Here is an 18,542-nt window from a genome sequence, read left to right on the forward strand (position 1 = left end):
TGAACCGACCTTCCGCACCTGAACCGAGTGGCCAAGGAGGCTGTCATGGGAAAGCTGGACGGACGCGTCGTCATCGTCACCGGCGCGGCGCGCGGGCAGGGCGAGCAGGAGGCGCGGCTCTTCGCGGCCGAGGGCGCGCGGGTGGTCCTCGCCGACGTTCTGGACGACCAGGGTGAGGCCCTCGCCAGGGAGATAGGGGAGGGGCGGGCCGCGTACGTCCACCTGGACGTGAGCCGGGAGGACGACTGGCGGGTCGCCGTCGCCGCGGCCAAGCGGGCCTTCGGGAAGGTCGACGGGCTGGTCAACAACGCCGGCATCCTGCGCTTCAACGAGCTGACCAGCACCCCGCTCGACGAGTTCCAGCAGGTCATCCAGGTCAACCAGGTCGGCGCCTTCCTCGGTATCAAGAGCGTCGCGCCCGAGATCGAGGCGGCGGGCGGCGGGACCATCGTGAACACCGCCTCGTACACGGGCGTCACGGGCATGGCGTACGTCGGCGCGTACACCGCCACCAAGCACGCCATCGTGGGCCTTACGAGGGTCGCCGCGCTCGAACTCGCCGCCAAGGGGATCCGGGTGAACGCGGTGTGCCCGGGGGCCATCGACACCGCGATGAGCAATCCGGCACAGCTCGATCCGGAGGCGGACGGCGAGGCGGCCGCGCAGGCCCTCGGCGAGCTCTACGCCAAGCTCGTCCCGCTGGGGCGGGTCGGGCAGCCGGAGGAGGTCGCCAGACTGGCGCTCTTCCTGTCCTGCCAGGACTCGTCGTACATCACCGGGCAGCCGTTCGTCATCGACGGCGGATGGCTGGCGGGGGTCAGCGTCCTGTGACGGCGGGGAAGCCCGTCCGACATACCTGACGGATAGTCAGACAAGCCGTGCGGCGGCTATTGACGCCCCTGGCGGGCGATGGAACAGTCGGCTCACACATCGAATCTGACGCTACGTCAGAAACTGGCTCGGGACGGTGAACCTCCTTGGAATTCGGGCTCTTTGTACAGGGATACGTGGGCAAGCGGGCCGAGACCGACCCGCTCGCGGAGCACAAGGCGCTGATGGAGGAGACCGAGTACGTCATCCAGGCGGACACCTCCGGCTTCAAGTACGCCTGGGCATCCGAGCACCACTTCCTGGAGGAGTACTCGCACCTCTCCGCCAACGACGTCTTCCTGGGGTACCTGGCGCACGCCACCGAGCGGATCCATCTGGGCTCGGGGATCTTCAATCCGCTGGCCCAGGTCAACCACCCCGTGAAGGTCGCCGAGAAGGTCGCCATGCTCGACCACCTCAGCGAGGGACGGTTCGAGTTCGGCAGCGGGCGCGGCGCCGGGTCCCACGAGATCCTCGGCTTCCTCCCCGGCATCACCGACATGAACCACACCAAGGAGATCTGGGAAGAGACCATCGCCGAGTTCCCGAAGATGTGGCTCCAGGAGGAGTACCCCGGGTTCCAGGGCAAGCACTGGCAGCTGCCGCCGCGCAAGATCTTCCCCAAGCCGTACGGAGCCTCGCACCCGGCGATGTGGTACGCGGCCGGGTCGCCGTCCTCGTACGCCATGGCGGCCAAGAAGGGGCTCGGGGTGCTGGGCTTCAGCGTCCAGAAGGTCTCCGACATGGAGTGGGTGCTGGAGCAGTACAAGACGGCCGTCCGCGACGCCGAGCCGATCGGCGACTTCGTCAACGACAACGTGATGGTGACCTCGACGGCGATCTGCGCCGAGACGCACGACAAGGCGGTGGAGATCGCCGTCAACGGCGGGCTGAACTACCTCCAGTCGCTGGTCTTCCGCTACCACGACACCTTCCCGCGGCCCGAGGGCATCCCCGAGTGGCCCGAGCTGCTGCCCGACTACACCGCCGAGATCATCGAGCTGCTGATCGCCGAGGAGCTGATGATCTGCGGCGATCCGGACGAGGTGCTCCGGCAGTGCAAGCGCTGGGAGCAGGCCGGCGCCGACCAGCTGAGCTTCGGACTGCCGATCGGGGTGTCGTACGAGGACACCATGAACACCATCAAGCTCATCGGCGAGCACGTGATCCCGAAGATCGACACGGATCCGGTCCATCGGACGACCCGGTTCCGGCAGTCGGCCGGCGACTGAGACGTCCGGGGCGTCGCCACGGTGACCGAGGCGTTCGGGCGCGTCCGGGCGCGTCCGGGCGCGTCCGGGGCGCAGGGCGCCCGGTCACCGGAAGGTTCGGCGCCGGAAGGTCGGCACCAGAAGGATTCGGCAACCGAAGGGGAGGCACCGCCGCCATGCTCGACCACCTGATCAAGGGCGCGACCGTCGTGGACGGGACGGGCGCGCCCGGGTACGTCGCCGACGTCGGCATACGCGACGGACGCATCGCCGTCATCGCCGGACCCGGGACGGTGCGCGAGGAAGCCGCGACGAGCGAGGACGCCCACGGCCGGATCCTCGCGCCCGGGTTCGTCGACCCGCACACCCACTACGACGCCCAGCTCTTCTGGGACCCCTACGCCACGCCCTCGCTCAACCACGGCGTGACCACCGTCGCGGGCGGCAACTGCGGCTTCACCCTGGCCCCCCTGAACCCCGCCCGGCCCGAGGACGCCGACTACACCCGCCGGATGATGTCCAAGGTGGAGGGCATGTCCCTGGTGGCGCTGGAGGAGGGCGCGCCCTGGAACTGGAGCTCGTTCGGGGAGTACCTGGAGGCGCTGGAGGGGCGCATCGCCGTCAACGCGGGCTTCATGGTGGGGCACTGCGCACTGCGCCGCTATGTGATGGGCGCGGACGCGATCGGCGGACAGCCGAGCGAGCAGCAGATGGCACAGATGCTCGCCCTCTTCCACGAGGCGATGGAGGCGGGGGCGTGGGGGCTGTCCACCACCCAGTCGTCCACCCACTCCGACGGCGACGGCGCGCCGGTCGCGTCCCGGCACGCGAAGCCGGCCGAGCTGCTCGCCCTGTCGCGGGCCGTCGCCGAGCACGAGGGCACGCAGCTGGAAGCCATCGTGGCCGGCTGCCTCGACCAGTTCAGCGACGCGGAGATCGAGCTGTTCGTGGAGATGAGCGCGGCGGCCGGGCGGCCCCTGAACTGGAACGTCCTCACGATCGACGCCGCCGTCCCCGAACGCGTGCCCCGCCAGCTCCAGGCCGGTGAGCGGGCCCGGAAGGCCGGCGGCCGGATCGTGGCGCTGACGATGCCGATCCTGACGCCGATGAACATGTCGCTGGGCACCTTCTGCGCCCTGAACCTGATCCCCGGCTGGGGCGAGATCCTCGGGCTGCCCGTCGACGAGCGGATCGCCAGACTGCGCGACCCGGAGGTGCGCGCCGAGATGCTGCGGCGCGCGGACAGCAAGGAGGCCGGCGTCTTCCGGCGGCTCGCCGACTTCGGCCGCTATGTCATCGGCGATACCTACAGCGAGGCCAACGAGGGCCTGACGGGACGGGTCGTGCGGGACATCGCCGCCGAGCGCGGACAGGAGCCGTTCGCCTGCCTGGTGGAGATCTGCGCCAACGACCGGCTCCGCACGGTGCTGTGGCCCATGCCGACCGACAACGACCCGGAATCCTGGGCCCTGCGCGCCGAGACCTGGCAGCACGAGGACGTACTGCTGGGCGGCTCGGACGCGGGCGCGCACCTGGACCGGATGTGCGGGGCCCCCTACACGACCCGGTTCCTCGGCGACTGCCTGCGCGGCCGCAAGCTGGTCGGCCTGGAGCAGGCCGTGAAGATGCTCACCGACGACCCCGCGCGGCTCTTCGGCCTGCGGGAGCGAGGACGCGTCCAGGAAGGCTGGCACGCCGATCTGGTGCTCTTCGACCCGGAGACCATCGACGCGGGCAAGGCGACGCTCGTGTACGACCTGCCGGGTGACAGCCCCCGTCTGGACTCCACGGCGATCGGCGTCGACGCGGTATGGGTCAACGGCGTCGAGGTGATCCGTGACGACGCGGTGACCGGCGCCGTGCCGGGCAGGGTGCTGCGGTCGGGGCGGGACACCAGGACGGTGGCCACCCAGTGACGGCGGGCGAGCGCCTGGCGGCCACCGGGGACACCGAGTGACGTCCGGCGAGAGCCAAGTGGCGACAGGAGAGCACCGAGTGACGGCCGGGGGTGCCAAGTGACGGTTGCGGACGGGAAGCTGTTCATCGGCGGCGAGTGGGTCGAGCCGGCCGAGGGGCACTACGAGGTGATCGATCCGGCGCGGGAGTCGGTCGTCGGGCGCGCGCCGGAGGCGTCCCGTGCACAGGTGCACGAGGCGGCCGCAGCGGCGCACGAGGCCCTTGCGACCTGGTCCCGTACCCGGCCGGAGGAGCGCGCCGCGATCCTCGACCGGGCCGCGGACGTCATCCAGCGCGACTTCGCCGCGAACGCCGAGCTGGCGCAGGCCGAGAGCGGTGCGACGACCGCGACCGCGCGGGGCATGCAGGTAGGGGTGGCGGTGGCGCGCTTCCGCCGCTACGCCAAGGGAGCCCTGGAGCCGGTCGAGCAGGCCCTCGTGCCGCAGATCAACGAGGCCGGGCCGATGGGCGGGGCGGCGGTGATCGGAGCGCTCGCGGTACGCCAGCCGGTCGGCGTCGTCACCTGCATCACCTCCTACAACAACCCCTGGGCGAATCCGGCGGGCAAGGTGGCCCCGGCCCTCGCCATGGGCAACACGGTCGTGGTCAAGCCCGCCCCGCAGGATCCCCTGTCGGTGTACCGGATGGCTGCCGCGCTGGCGGAGGCGGGCGCGCCGCCGGGTGTGGTGAACGTGGTGAGCGGCGCGTCGGTGGAGGTCGGTGAGGCGGCCGTCGACTCGCCGGACGTGGACATGGTCAGCTTCACCGGCTCCACCGCGGTCGGGCAGCGCATCGGCGAGGTCTGCGGGCGGGGCATGAAGCGCCAGCTCATGGAGCTGGGCGGCAAGGGCGCGGCGGTGGTCTTCGACGACGCGGATTTGGAGTCGGCCGTCCGGGGCATCGGCACGACCTTCTCCTTCTACAGCGGGCAGATCTGCACGGCGCCGACCCGGGTGATCGCACAGCGGGGCGTGTACGAGGCGCTGGTGGACGGGCTCGCGCGGTACATCGGCCGGCTCGCGGTCGGCGATCCGAGAGAGCGGGGCACGGTCGTCGGGCCGGTGATCTCGGCCGCGCACCGGGACCGGGTCGAGTCGTACGCGGAGCTGGGCCGCAAGGAGGGCGCCCGCCTGGTCGCGGGCGGTGAGCGGCCCGCGCAGGAGAAGGGGTTCTATGTGGCCCCGACGCTCCTCGCCGACTGCACCCGCGAGATGCGCGTGGTGCGGGAGGAGATCTTCGGCCCGGTCGTCGTGGCCCTTCCCTTCGACGAGGAGGACGAAGGGGTGGCCCTGGCCAACGACAGCGACTACGGCCTGATCGACTACGTCTGGTCGGGCGATGTGGCCCGCGCCTTCCGGGTGGCCCGGCGGCTGCGGGCCGGCGGGGTCGGGGTGAACACGGTCGGCCGGAACATGGAGGCGCCGTTCGGCGGGTTCAAGAGGAGCGGGGTGGGGCGGGACGTGGGCTCGTATGCGCTGCATGCGTACAGCGAGCTGCAGGCGATCGTGTGGCCGGGGTGAGACGGGGGCGTGGCCGTCGGGGCGTGCCCGTCGGGGCGTGGGGCCGCCAGGGCGTCGCGGGGCCGGGAGGAGGCTACCGGAGCCGGGTGGGCGAACCGGAAGTTCCGTTGAGCGAGATGTGGTGTTCAAAATTCGGACGGGAAAATTTTGAATCGTGGCAAAACGGACAGTGCTGCGATTCCCGCAATGCGGAAGTGGCGACGCGCGGCCATCGAATCAAAGGTTGATTCTGCAACTAATCTTGATATGGGGTGGGCGGCGCGTCGGCTCCCCTGTGTAATGAAGGCGACCGTTGCGGAGTTTGATCTTCCGGATACGAATACAGCAGCGCTTAACGTCCTGTTCATGGTTCAGGTTGACCCCCGGCCCCAGACCGGAGACACGGTAACGAGCGTCGGCGCCACCGGCGGTGACACCCGCAGCAAGGGCCTCAGCGGCAACTCCGTAGGCCTGCTCGGCAGCGCGGTCATCGGCATCTCCACCGTCGCCCCCGTCTACTGCCTCACCTCGACGCTCGGCCCGACGGTCGGCGAGGTCGGGCTGCAGATGCCCGCCGTCTTCCTCGCCGGCTTCCTGCCGATGCTGCTGGTCGCCTTCGCCTACCGCGAGCTCAACAAGGCCGTGCCGGACTGCGGCACCTCCTTCACCTGGACCGTCAAGGCCTTCGGGCCGCGGATCGGCTGGATGTGCGGCTGGGGGCTGGTGATCGCGACGATCATCGTGCTCTCCAACCTCGCCGGCGTGGCCACCTCCTTCTTCTATCTGCTGCTCGGTGAACTCACCGGCAGCCAGGCCATCGCCGACCTCGACGGCAACAAGGCCGCCCACATCCTGACGTGCCTGGCCTTCATCGCCGTCGCCACCGCGATCAGCTACCGCGGGATGACCGCCACCAAGGGTGTCCAGTACGCCCTGGTCGGCCTCCAGCTCGCCGTCCTCGCGGTCTTCGTCGTGATGGCCTTGGTGAAGGCGCAGTCCGGCGACTTCGCCGGCTCCGTCGACTTCTCCTGGACCTGGCTCGACCCGTTCGCCGTCCAGTCCTTCTCCGCCTTCACCGCCGGCCTGTCCCTCTCGATCTTCATGTTCTGGGGCTGGGACGCCTGTCTCACGGTCAACGAGGAGACCGCCGGCAGCGCGAAGACGCCCGGCCGCGCCGCCCTGCTGGCCATGCTCGTACTGATCGGCTCGTATCTGCTCACCGCCGTGGCCTCCCAGATGTTCGCCGGCGCCGGCGACAAGGGACTCGGCCTGGGCAACCCGGACACGTCCGACAACGTCTTCGCCGCCCTCGCCAACCCCGTCATGGGCACCGTGCTCGGCGTACTGCTCTTCGTCGCGGTACTCGCCTCGGCCGCGGCCAGCCTGCAGACCACGTTCATCCCCGTGGCCCGTACGGTCCTGGCGATGAGTGCGTACGAGGCGCTGCCGGCGTCCTTCGCCAAGATCCACCCGCGCTTCCGCTCCCCGGGCCAGGCCACCATCGCCGCCGGTGTCGCCACCGGCGTCTTCTACACCGTGATGAGCCTCCTCAGCGAGAACGTCCTCATCGACACCATCTACGCCCTCGGCCTCATGATCTGCTTCTACTACTCGATCACGGCCTTCGCCTGCGCCTGGTTCTTCCGCCGTGAACTGCGCACCTCGGTCCGCGACCTGCTCTTCAAGGGGGTCTTCCCGTTCCTGGGCGGCGTCCTGCTCGCGGCCGTCTTCGCCAAGACCCTGATCGACATGTGGAACCCCGCCTACGGGTCCGGCAGTTCGGTCTTCGGCATCGGCTCGGTCTTCGTCATCGGGGTCGGCCTGCTCCTGCTGGGCGCCGTGCTCATGCTGGTCATGCAACGCAGGAGCCCCGCCTTCTTCCGGGGCGAGGTACTGACACGGGCTACGCCGGCGTTGGTGGTGGAGGAGTAGGCGCCGGGGGCGGCCCCCGCCCCTGCGGCCCCCCGGCCCCTGCCCCCTCCCCCCATCCCGCCCCACCCCACCCCGTCCAGGCCCCGCCCGGCACGTTGGCCTCACAGCTCACCTCGTCAGACGCCCACGACGGCTCCGACACCGCCCCCAGCACCGGCGCTCGCGCCGCCCCGGACAGTGGGCTCGCCTCCGATGCCCGCGCCGCCCCGGACAGTGGGCTCGCCTCCGACGCCCGGCCGCCCCGGACAGCGGGCTCACCCCGATACCTGGGCCGCCTCAGACTCTGGCCTCATCTCCAGTGTCCGGGCCGTCCCCACGTCTGCCACGTCTTCGACGCCTGGGCCGTTCGGGACAGCGGGCTTATCCCGATGCCTGGGCCGCCCCTGTACCGGCCTCATCTCCAGTGCCCGGGCCGTCCCCACGTCTGCCACGTCTCCGACGCCTGGGCCGTTCGGGACAGCGGGCTTATCCCGATGCCTGGGCCGCCCCTGTACCGGCCTCATCTCCAGTGCCCGGGTCGCCCCCCACACCTGCCACGTCTCCGACGCCCGGCCGCCCCGGACAGCGGGCTCACCCCGATACCTGAGCCGCCTCAGACTCCGGCCTCACCTCCGATGCCCGAACGTCCCCACGCCTGCCACGCTCCGATGCCTGGGCCGCCCCTGCACCGGCCTCACCTCCAATGTCCGGGACGCCCCAACACCTGCCACGTCCCCCACGCCCGGGCCGTCCCCGACACCGACCTCCCCCGGCGCCCGCACCGCCCCAGACACCCCTGATTCCTCAGGCCTCCCGCCGTCCCAGGAAGACCGGGTTGGTCATGGCCGCCATCGGGCCCGGGAGGCCCGCCGTGGTCGGCGGGTGGCGGACTTCCGCGCGTATGTAGGCGGCGTAGTCCGGAGTGGTCTGCCAGGTGACGGTGCCCTCGCCGGACGATGGAAGCGGCGTCGCGAACAGCCGGCCTTGGTCGGTGACGAAGGAGACCGTGCAGCCGGGGGCGCCGGAGACCTTCAGCCGTGCGGTGACCCGCGTCGTGCGGGAGACCTCCAGACGCTCGCCGATTCCCGCGTGTTCGCCGCGCTCGCCGGTGACGGAGAAGGCCAGGTCGACCATCGAGGATTCGGCGATCCACACCCGGCCCGCCCGTATGCCGTCCTGCAGAGCGCGGCGGGAGAGATCGTCGGCGAGCACCACGGTCTGCGGCAGACCGACGACGTCCGGGTCGCGGTGGGCGTCGCTGTGGCCGACGGCCGGCAGCCAGTCGGCGCGGCCCTGGGTGTGTGCGACCAGGGTGTTGTCCCACTCGGCGAGGGTGACCTCGTCATCGGGGGTGTACGGGCCGTTCCAGACCTCCACAGCGTCCGCTTCGTTCAGCCCGAACTTCCAGTTGCAACCGATGCATGTGGCGTGCGGGTGTGCCGGGATGACCAGCCCCCCGGCCCGCCGGATGGCACGCGCGAACTTCCCGAAGGCGTTGTCGCGCGCCCGGTAGCGCCAGTCGACGAAGATCCCGGGGTCGGTGCCCATCGCCACCACATGCCCATTGCGGGTGGTCACCTCCTCACCGGTCATGATCAGCAGGTCGTCGCCCCACAGGCCCTCCCAGGCGCGGTGCGCGGAGGTGGTGTTGTGTTCGGAGGTATTGATGAAGTCCAGGCCGGCGGCGCGGGCCAGCGCCGCGATCTCGGCGGGTGTGCGCTTGCCGTCGGAGTGGACCGAGTGCAGATGGCTGTCGCCGCGATACCAGGCGCGTCCGCGGCCCCGGGCGCGCTCGGGCGGGTAGACGGGCGCCGGGGTGTGCCCCCGCGGGCCGTACCGCAGGGTGATCGTGACGTCGTAGGACAGCCCCTGCGGAGCGACCGTGTACGGGCCGAGGGCGATGTGCCAGGTGCCGGCGTTGACGGGGCCGGGGAGGTACCCCGGGGTGGCCTCCTCGGCGCGCAGGAAGAACTCCGAACGCGCGCCGCCCGACCAGCCGCGGAAGCCGGGGCCGCCCAGCTCCGTCCCCCGCTCGTCGAAGATGCCGATGTCGCAGGCGTTGCCGGCCGTGCCCTCCGGCACGGGCGGTTTGTCGTAGCGGTAGGAGACGGCGATCTCCCTTACCCCGCGCGGCACTTCGACCGGTAGATAGACGAAGTCCGGCGCGCCCGTCGGCAGATGGCCGGTGATCCGGCGGGTCTGCTCACCCGGGCCGCCACCGGGGTGCCCGGCCGCCGGCTCCGCGTCGGCGAAGCTCACACGTCCGAGCGTAAGCGCGCCCGTCGCGCCCGCAACCGCCGAAAGTCTCAGAACATCGCGTCGTTCCATACCCGCCCCCCGTGTCGTCTCGTGCCGTCTCGTGTCCAGCGGTCCCGTACCGGTCCCGCACCGCTGCGCGGTCGGTTCGTCGCACCGCGTGAAAACTGTTGTACGCGGCTGTGACGCGGAGGGAAAGGCCTGTGGATAACTGTCGGACGCTGAGGCAACATGCCGTCACCCACACGCCTGACGGAGGTGTCCACAGATGCAGATCGCGACCACGATCTTCCTGACCGACGAGACGATCAGGCCGGACCGACTCGCCCGTGAGCTGGAGCAGCGCGGATTCGCCGGCCTCTACCTCCCCGAACACACGCACATCCCCGCCAGCCGTGAGACCCCCGCGCCCATGGGTGAGCCGCTGCCCCGCGAATACGGCCGCACCCTCGACCCGTTCATCGCCCTGGGGCAAGCCGCCGCGGTCACCGAGCGCCTCGCCCTGGGCACCGGCATCACCCTCGTCACGCAGCACGACCCGGTCGACCTCGCCAAGCAGGTCGCGACCCTCGACTTCCTCTCCGGCGGCCGCTTCACGCTCGGCATCGGCTACGGCTGGAACGTGGAGGAGGCCGCCGACCACGGGGTGGAGTGGGCGACCCGGCGAGAGCTGACCCGCGACCGGGTGGCGTTGATGCGCGCCCTGTGGGCGGACGAACCAACCGCGTACAAGGGGGAATTCGGGTCCGTACGGGCGTCCCTGGCCTACCCCAAGCCGGTGCACGGCGCGCCGCGCACGCTGATCGGCGGCGCGGCGGGCCCCAAGCTCTTCGGGCAGATCGCCGAGTACGCGGACGGCTGGCTGCCGATCGGTGGCCGGGGGCTGGCCGAGACCCTTCCGGTACTGCGGCAGGCCTGGTCGGACGCGGGGCGCCCGGGCGAGCCGCTGGTGGTGCCGTACGGAGTGCGGCCCTCGGCCGGAAAACTGGCCCACTACCGCGACCTGGGCCTGCGGGAAGTGGTCCTGCAACTGCCCGCCGCGGGGGAGACGGAGGTGCTGCGGACGCTGGACGACTTCGCGCGGTACCTGTGACCCGGCAGCGCGCCGGGCAGCCGCCGCAGCAGCACCCGTGACGTACGGGAGCGCGCCGTGCGGGGTGGGTAACGGGCGAGGTGAGCCGGCGGCGCGTGCCCCGGGGGAGGGCGGGGGGTTCGGCCTGCCCCTAGGGCCATCGGCGTAAGGCCCGGTACCGGCCCGTGCCGGTACCGCAGACCGATCCGCGCCGGCGCTCGCGGTCGTACCGTCGAAGGTGAAGGACCCGCAGATCCACGGTCCGCAGGAGATCGATCACCGGTCCCGGAGGCCGGCTGCCCGAGCCGATCCAGGGGCTCACGGGGGCGCCGCCGACCACCGGACCACAAAGATCAAGGAGATCCCAGATGCCTCGACTCGACCACACGATCGTGCAGAGCACCGACCGCTTCGCCTCCGCCCGCTTCCTCGCCGATCTGCTGGGAGTGCCCGAGCCGAAGTCGTTCGGACCCTTCGCCGCCCTCAAGCTGGACAACGGGGTGGCCCTCGATTACGCCGAGCACCTCGCCGACAGCGGTGAGTTCGTCCCCACGCACTACGCGTTCCTGGTCACCGAGGATGAGTTCGACGCGATCCTGGGCCGCATACAGGCGCGCGAACTGCCCTATTGGGCCGACCCCATGCACCACAAGCCCCAGGAGATCAACACCCTGGACGGCGGTCGCGGCGTCTACATCAACGACCCCGATGGTCACAACATGGAGTTCCTGACCCGGACGTACTCCGACGAGCTGCTGGCCGGCATGTAGGCATGGCGGGAGCCGCCGCCGGGGAATTGCCCGCTTTGGGCGCGGGCGTAACCTCCGTCCGCAGTGATCAGTGGCACACCGGACCGCCCCATCTCCGGCTGGGGCGCTGTCGGCGGGCGCTCGTATGCTCGGGGAATGACTACCAGCGCGCAGGGACCTGACCAGGCATCCGACCAGGTGACCGACCAAGGGACGAGCGCCGGGCCCACCCAGGGCCGCCCCACGGCGAACGCGATGCGCCGCGCGCTGAAGCGGGCCCGCGACGGCGTGGCGCTGGACGTCGGCGAGGCCGCGGTGCTGCTGCAGGCTCGCGGCGAGGACCTCAAGGACCTGTGTGCCTCCGCGGCCCGGGTGCGGGACGCCGGCCTGGAGGCCGCGGGCCGTCCGGGCGTCATCACGTACTCGCGCGGTGTCTTCATCCCCCTGACGCGCCTGTGCCGGGACAAGTGCCACTACTGCACCTTCGTCACCGTCCCCGGCAAGCTGCGCCGTGACGGCCACGGAATGTTCATGTCGCCCGACGAGGTGCTGGACATCGCGCGCCGCGGCGCGGAAATGGGCTGCAAGGAAGCCCTGTTCACCCTGGGGGACAAGCCCGAGGACCGCTGGCCGGAGGCCCGCGAATGGCTTGAGGCGCACGGCTACGACGACACGATCTCCTACCTCCGCGCCATGGCCATCCGCGTTCTGGAGGAGACCGGACTGCTGCCGCACCTCAACCCCGGGGTGATGTCCTGGACGGACTTCCAGCGCCTCAAGCCGGTGGCCCCGTCGCTGGGAATGATGCTGGAGACGACCGCCGAGCGCCTGTGGAGCGAGCCCGGCGGTCCGCACCACGGATCGCCCGACAAGGAGCCCGCCGTCCGGCTGCGTGTCCTGGAGGACGCCGGCCGCTCCAACGTTCCCTTCACCAGCGGGCTGTTGATCGGCATCGGCGAGACCTATGAGGAGCGTGCCGAGTCCCTCTTCGCGCTGCGCCGCATCCAGCGCGCGTACCACGGCATCCAGGAACTGATCATGCAGAACTTCCGCGCCAAGCCGGACACGGCGATGCGCGGCATGCCGGACGCCGAACTGGAGGAGCTGGCCGCGACGATCGCGGTGGCCCGGCACATCATGGGCCCCTCGACCCGTCTCCAGGCCCCGCCCAATCTGGTCGACGGCGAATACGCGCTGCTCATCGACGCCGGGATCGACGACTGGGGCGGCGTCTCCCCGCTGACCCTCGACCACGTCAACCCCGAGCGCCCCTGGCCGCAGATCGAGGAACTGACCGAGCGCTGCGCCACCGCCGGTTTCGAGCTGCGCGAACGGCTCCCCATCTACCCGGAGTTCATCCAGCGCGGCGAACCCTGGCTCGACCCCCGCCTGCTGCCCCATGTCCGCGCTCTCGCCGACCTGGAGACGGGACTGGCCGTCGAGGACGCCCCGGTGGTCGGCCGCCCCTGGCAGGAGCCCGACGAGGGCTTCGCGATGCACTCCACGGGCCGTACGGACCTGCACCGCACCATCGACACCGACGGCCGCACCACCGACCGCCGCGACGACTTCGACGAGGTCTACGGCGACTGGGAGGCGCTGCGTGAGGCCGCCGCCCCAGGGATGGCGCCGGAGCGGATCGACGCCGACGTACGGCAGGCCCTGTCGCAGGCCGCCGACGATCCCACCAAGCTGACCGACCCGGAGGCGCTGGCGCTGCTGCACGCCGACGGGCCGGCGCTGGACGCCCTCTGCAAGATCGCCGACGAGCTGCGCCGCGCAACGGTCGGCGACGACGTCACCTACATCGTCACCAGGAACATCAACTTCACCAACGTCTGCTACACCGGCTGCCGCTTCTGCGCCTTCGCCCAGCGCCGCACGGACGCCGACGCCTACACGCTCTCCCTCTCCCAGGTCGCCGACCGTGCCCAGCAGGCCTGGGACGTGGGCGCGGTGGAGGTCTGCATGCAGGGCGGCATCCACCCCGACCTGCCCGGTACGGCGTACTTCGACATCGCCCGCGCCGTCAAGGAGCGCGTCCCGGGCATGCATGTGCACGCCTTCTCCCCCATGGAGGTCGTCAACGGCGCGACGCGCACCGGCATGTCCCTGCGGGAGTGGCTCACCGAAGCCAAGGCCGCCGGCCTGGACAGCATCCCCGGAACGGCCGCCGAGATCCTCGACGACGAGGTCCGTTGGATCCTCACGAAGGGCAAGCTGCCCACCGCCACCTGGGTCGAGGTCGTCAAAACCGCCCATGAGCTGGGCATCCGCTCGTCGTCGACGATGATGTACGGCCATGTCGACCAGCCGCGGCACTGGCTCGGCCACCTCCGCCTGCTGGCCGAGATCCAGCAGTCCGCGCTTTCCCACAACGTCGGTGGCTTCACCGAATTCGTCACCCTCCCCTTCATCCACACCAACGCCCCCGTCTACCTCGCCGGTATCGCTCGCCCCGGCCCCACGACCCGCGACAACCGCGCGGTGACGGCGATGGCCCGTCTCCTGCTCCACCCGCACATCACCAACATCCAGACCAGCTGGGTCAAGCTCGGCGCGGACGGCGCTGCCGAGATGCTCCGCTCGGGCGCCAACGACCTGGGCGGCACCCTGATGGAGGAGACCATCTCCCGGATGGCGGGATCGAGTTACGGCTCCTACCGTTCCATCCAGGATCTGATCGCCATCGCCGACCAGGCCGGCCGTCCCGCCCGTCCCCGCACGACGACCTACGGTCCGGTGCCGCAGGAACGTCACAGCACGGCCCTCGCGTCGGACGGCCATCTGCCGGAGCTGCTGCCGGTGGTGGAGTAGGGGTGCAGGAGGGGTGGAGGAGGCCGTGGGCTGAGGCTGTCGGCGTCGGCGTCGGCGTCGGTGCCGGCGTCGACCGGGCCGACGGCCGATCAGGCCGAAGGAATTGACGCTCTCGACGAGCTCGTCACTCACCCTCCATGCGCACTCCGCACTCCGCACTCCGCACGCCCGACGAACTTGACTGGAGCAAATGTGAGTTGACCAGGTCATATGGCGGTGGCGGACCGATGGGACGTCGCTCCGCTCGGAGTTATCCACAGCCTCCGACGCTCGACTCCGCCGAAGGCTAATCTGCGTGAGCAGGTCGGCAAGGCCGTCAGGACCGGCAGACGCTGACGCGGAGGGGGTGGAGGCGTGGACCGCAGCAGGATGTCGCGGCAGGAGTTGATCCGGCTGCGACGACGGGAGGGTTTCGTCGGGCGGCAGGGTGAGATCGCGGCCTTTCGCGACAACTTCGCGCGGGCGGTGGAGGACCCGGCGTTCCAGTTCCTGTTCCATGTGCACGGTCAGGCGGGCGTCGGCAAGACCTCCCTGATCCGGCAGTTCGAGAACACCGTGCGCGAGCGGGGCGCGCCGACCGCGTACATCGATGAGGCGGTGCACGGCGTGCCGGAGGCGATGGCCGCCGTGAGCAGCCAGCTCGCCGCGCAGGGCAGGCCCTTGAAGGCGTTCGACAAGCTGTTCGCGACCTATCGGGAGCGGCGGCACGAGGTCGAAGCGGCGGCCGTGGCCGCGCAGGAGGCGCCGCCCGGGGCGGTGGAGCCGGGCGACGTGCAGGGGCCCGCTCCCTCGCCCGGCAGCATGATCGCAGCCCAGGCCGGTCTGGCCACCCTCAATCTGGTGCCCGGAGTCGGAGCCGTCACCGGCTCCCTGGACGCCCGCCAGGTGGCGCGCGGCGCCGAACGGCTGCGCGGTCTGCTCAGCGCCCGACTGCGCAACCACGACGATGTCCAGCTGGTGATGTCGCCGCTGGAGGTACTGACCCCGGTCTTCGTCCGTGAAGTGAGCGCCGCCGCCGACGAGGTGCCCTGGCTCGCCCTCTTCTTCGACACCTACGAACGGACCGGGCCACTGCTGGACGTCTGGCTGCGCGACATGCTGGTCACCGACCGGTACGGCCCGCTGGCTCCCAACGTGGTGGTGACGCTGGCCGGACAGACATCCTTGGACCGCCGATGCTGGGCCGACTACCTCGACTGTGTGGCGGAACTGCCGCTGGACGCCTTCACCGAGGCTGAGGCACGGCAGTTCCTGACGACCAGGGGCATCGTCGACGAGCGCATCGTCGAAGTGATCCTCCGGCTGTCCGGCGGGCTGCCGGTCCTGGTCTCCACCCTCGCCGAGAACCGCCCCCATGCGGCCGAGGCCGTCGACGATCCCAGCGACACGGCCGTCGAGCGCTTCTTGAAGTGGGAGACGGACCCGATCCGGCGGGAGGCGGCACTGGCGGCCGCCCTGCCACGCCATCTGGACGAGGACATCTTCCGGGCGGCGGTGGACACGGACGCCGCAGAGCAGTTCGGCTGGCTGTGCGGACTGCCGTTTGTCGCAGACCGGGCCGGGCGGTGGCAGTACCACGAGGTTGTGCGTACGGCGATGCTGCGCCTCCAGCGGCGCCGATCACCGCAGACCTGGACGGCCCGGCATCGCCGTCTCGCCGAGGCCGCCCGGCGCCGCCGTACGGAACGCGCCGTCGACGCCGACCCGGAGCGGTCCTGGACCGACGAACGCTGGGTGGAGCACCGACTGGGGGAGACCTATCACCTGCTCTGCGCGGATCCACAGCAGGCTCTGCCCCAGGCCCTGGCCGACATCTTGGATGCGGCCGAGCACGAGCGGCCCGTCGTGCGCAGAGCGGCGGACGGCCTGCGTCAGGCCGGAGAGGACGCGGGCGCGGCCGAGACCCGGGCATGGGGTGATCGGCTGGTCGCCGCACTCGCCGAAGACGGGGACGGCCTCATCGAGGTGCTCACCGTGCTGCTCGCCCGGCCCGGTCTGGAGGTGGCCGAGCAGGCCCGTATCCACCGGATCCGGGGCCGCGAGCACCGCAAGTGCGAAGCCTGGCCGCAGGCCTTCGCCGACTTCGACCGCTGCTTGGAGCTGTCGCCGCACGACGTACCCGCGTTGCTCGGCCGAGGGCTGACGCACCGGTACATGCGCTCCTTCGAGCGAGCCGCCGAGGACTACACCCGGGCCCTGGACATCGCCCCGGACTCGGTGGATGCCGCCTCCCAGCTCGGCGAGGTCTACCGCCTCATGGGCCGCTTCGAGCAAGCCGTCACCGAATTCGACCGGGCCCTGGCAGGCCGGCCCAGGCACGCCTTCACCATCGCCAGTCGCGCCGTCTGCCATCGCCGCCTCGGACGCCATGAGGAGGCACTGGCGGGCCTGGAGCGCGCCATCGAGATCAACGCTGAGTACGCCTGGGCGATGGCCGAGCGCGGTGCGACCTACCGGGACATGGGGCAGTACGCCCTCGCCCTCGCGGAGTTCGACCGCGCCCTGGCGATCAATCCCCACTATGCGTGGGCCTACGCTCGCCGCGGCCTCACCCTGCGCGAGATGGGCTGCTACGAGGAAGCGCTGACCGCCTTCGGGCGCGCGGCCGAACTCCAGCCGGACGACCCCTGGATATGGGGGGAGCGCTGCAACACCTACCTGGAAATGCAGCGTTACGAGGAGGCGCTCGTGGAGGCCGAACGGGCCCTCGGCGTCGACCCCTCCTACGCCTGGGCCCATATGGCCCGTGAGGTCGCCCGGTGCGCGGCCCGGGGGAGAGCCAACCTGCTCGCGGGACGACTGGCGGAAGCGCTGTCGGACTTCGACCGGGTCATCGAACTCGGCGCGGAACGGCCGCCCGGCGGTGCCTCCGCCTTCGTACAGCGCGGCAAGGTCCATCTCCTGCTCGGCGACGATCTCCGTGCCTTGGCCGACGTCGATCGTGCGCTCGCCGTGGCCGGTCCGACCGAGGCGCTCCTGGCCCTCAAGGCCGGCTGCCTACGCCGGCTCGGACGCCTGGAGGAGGCACGGGACGCGGTTGGCGCGGTGACGCAGTCGACCGGTGCGCTCGCCGGCCCGATGGTTCGCTACGAGGCGGCGCTGCTGGCCGGGACGCTGAGCGGGGTGGGCGCGGCCGGGGCGGTGTCCGTCTGGGAGGACTTGCGGTCCGACGGGATACGCCCCGCCCCGGAGCCCAACGGCAGGAATCTGAACGGCGAGGGGATGAACGGCAGCGAGCTGAACAGCGATGGGCTGCACAGCAGGGATCTGAACGGCGACGGGCTGAACGGCAGCAATACGAACGGCAGCAATACGAACGGCGGCGATACGAACGGCGGCGATACGAACGGCAGTGATCTGTATGGGCTGAACCGGTTCATGGGTGCGGCTGCGGTGGTGGTCGTCAGTCGCTGCGCCCTCGGGGACTGGACCGGTGCCGAAGGAGCCGTGGCGGAGCTGCTGGACGGCGGTGCTTGGGAGCCCATGGCCGAAACCGAGTTGGGGGTGCGTGAGCTGGCTCGGCTTCCGGGGGCGGACGCCGAGCGGCTGGAGGCGATACGTGAGGCGCTGATACGTGGGATGGCAACCGCGGTGGGGCGACCCGGCTGAGCGATGGGGGCCGCATTCGGCCCTGAGAGGCGAGGTGGCCGCCCGCGCCATGCCTGGGCGGTGCGGGCCGAGTCGCTCGCTCCTGAGCGGGTCGGTGGCTCGCGCGCCCTGCCCGAGCCGCGTGGCCCGAGCGCCCTGCCCGAGCCGTGTGGCTCGCGCGCCCAGCCCGAGCCGTGTGGCCCGAGCTGCTGCTGAGCGGGGCGGCCCCGCGTCACTCACCGTCGTACTCGGCCTCGTGCTGGAGGATGCACTGCTGCCACTGCGACAGGGCCTCCTCGCGGTCGCCTCCGCTGTCCTGGGCGGCGACGATCAACGCGTCGGCGGCCATGGCGGCGAGCCGTACCGCGATGTGGCAGACATCGCGCTGCGGGAGCGGCCGAAGCAGTTCCACCGCGCCGTCGCTGTCTCCGGAGAGCGCGGAGGCGACGACAGCCATCGTGGTGCGATCCCACTCGTACTCGGACATGGGGAGAGCATGCCCAGCGGGCGCCCTCGCCATCATCGAATGGATGAGCGGCCCGGCGGCGAGGCATGGGCACCGATGGGAGGCGTCGGGACGGCGAGGGGGCGAGGGGAGGCATCGGGCGGCGGA

General features: G+C 71.0%; 11 protein-coding genes. 9 read left to right on the forward strand and 2 right to left on the reverse strand.

Annotated elements, in window-relative coordinates:
• Window positions 1-45: 45 nt before the first annotated feature.
• The 5 genes from AC0680_RS32285 to AC0680_RS32305 all read left to right on the forward strand — a co-directional run bounded on the left by AC0680_RS32285 (window position 46) and on the right by AC0680_RS32305 (window position 7,468).
• Entirely contained in the window at window positions 46-831 is a 786-nt protein-coding gene (locus AC0680_RS32285; RefSeq protein WP_478635875.1) for an SDR family NAD(P)-dependent oxidoreductase, read from the forward strand.
• A gap of 146 nt (window positions 832-977) precedes the next feature.
• Entirely contained in the window at window positions 978-2,102 is a 1,125-nt protein-coding gene (locus tag AC0680_RS32290; protein ID WP_478635878.1) for an LLM class flavin-dependent oxidoreductase, read from the forward strand.
• Window positions 2,099-3,997 (forward strand): N-acyl-D-amino-acid deacylase family protein, encoded by a 1,899-nt coding sequence (locus AC0680_RS32295; RefSeq protein ID WP_478635984.1) that lies wholly within the window; start codon window positions 2,099-2,101, stop codon window positions 3,995-3,997. The genes AC0680_RS32290 and AC0680_RS32295 overlap by 4 nt, the downstream gene beginning before the upstream one ends.
• A gap of 99 nt (window positions 3,998-4,096) precedes the next feature.
• Window positions 4,097-5,557 (forward strand): aldehyde dehydrogenase family protein, encoded by a 1,461-nt coding sequence (locus AC0680_RS32300; RefSeq protein ID WP_478635881.1) that lies wholly within the window; start codon window positions 4,097-4,099, stop codon window positions 5,555-5,557.
• A gap of 345 nt (window positions 5,558-5,902) precedes the next feature.
• Window positions 5,903-7,468: an APC family permease gene (locus AC0680_RS32305; RefSeq protein WP_478635884.1), complete on the forward strand. Its 1,566-nt coding sequence runs from the start codon at window positions 5,903-5,905 to the stop codon at window positions 7,466-7,468.
• A 783-nt stretch (window positions 7,469-8,251) separates the two neighbouring features.
• Here AC0680_RS32305 and AC0680_RS32310 read toward each other — a convergent pair.
• Entirely contained in the window at window positions 8,252-9,775 is a 1,524-nt protein-coding gene (locus AC0680_RS32310; protein WP_478635887.1) for a CehA/McbA family metallohydrolase, read from the reverse strand.
• A gap of 196 nt (window positions 9,776-9,971) precedes the next feature.
• On the opposite strand from AC0680_RS32310, the gene AC0680_RS32315 reads away from it, so the two are divergent.
• The 4 genes from AC0680_RS32315 to AC0680_RS32330 all read left to right on the forward strand — a co-directional run bounded on the left by AC0680_RS32315 (window position 9,972) and on the right by AC0680_RS32330 (window position 17,950).
• A complete protein-coding gene (locus AC0680_RS32315) occupies window positions 9,972-10,796 on the forward strand; it encodes a TIGR03619 family F420-dependent LLM class oxidoreductase (RefSeq protein WP_478635889.1) in 825 nt (274 codons plus the stop codon).
• 347 nt (window positions 10,797-11,143) lie between these two features.
• Window positions 11,144-11,545, forward strand: coding sequence for a VOC family protein (locus AC0680_RS32320; RefSeq protein ID WP_478635891.1), 402 nt, complete (start codon window positions 11,144-11,146; stop codon window positions 11,543-11,545).
• Between the two features lie 135 nt (window positions 11,546-11,680).
• Window positions 11,681-14,341 carry a bifunctional FO biosynthesis protein CofGH gene (locus AC0680_RS32325; protein WP_478635894.1) on the forward strand — a complete coding sequence of 887 codons (2,661 nt, stop codon included), beginning with the start codon at window positions 11,681-11,683 and terminating at the stop codon, window positions 14,339-14,341.
• Window positions 14,342-14,695: 354 nt separating this feature from the next.
• Window positions 14,696-17,950, forward strand: coding sequence for a tetratricopeptide repeat protein (locus AC0680_RS32330; protein ID WP_478635896.1), 3,255 nt, complete (start codon window positions 14,696-14,698; stop codon window positions 17,948-17,950).
• A 211-nt stretch (window positions 17,951-18,161) separates the two neighbouring features.
• On the opposite strand, the gene AC0680_RS32335 is transcribed toward AC0680_RS32330, so the two are convergent.
• Window positions 18,162-18,416, reverse strand: a complete 255-nt coding sequence (locus tag AC0680_RS32335; protein ID WP_384430192.1) for a hypothetical protein — start codon at window positions 18,414-18,416, stop codon at window positions 18,162-18,164.
• Between the last annotated feature and the right edge of the window lie 126 nt (window positions 18,417-18,542).

Source organism: Streptomyces sp. NPDC043738 (assembly GCF_056436545.1).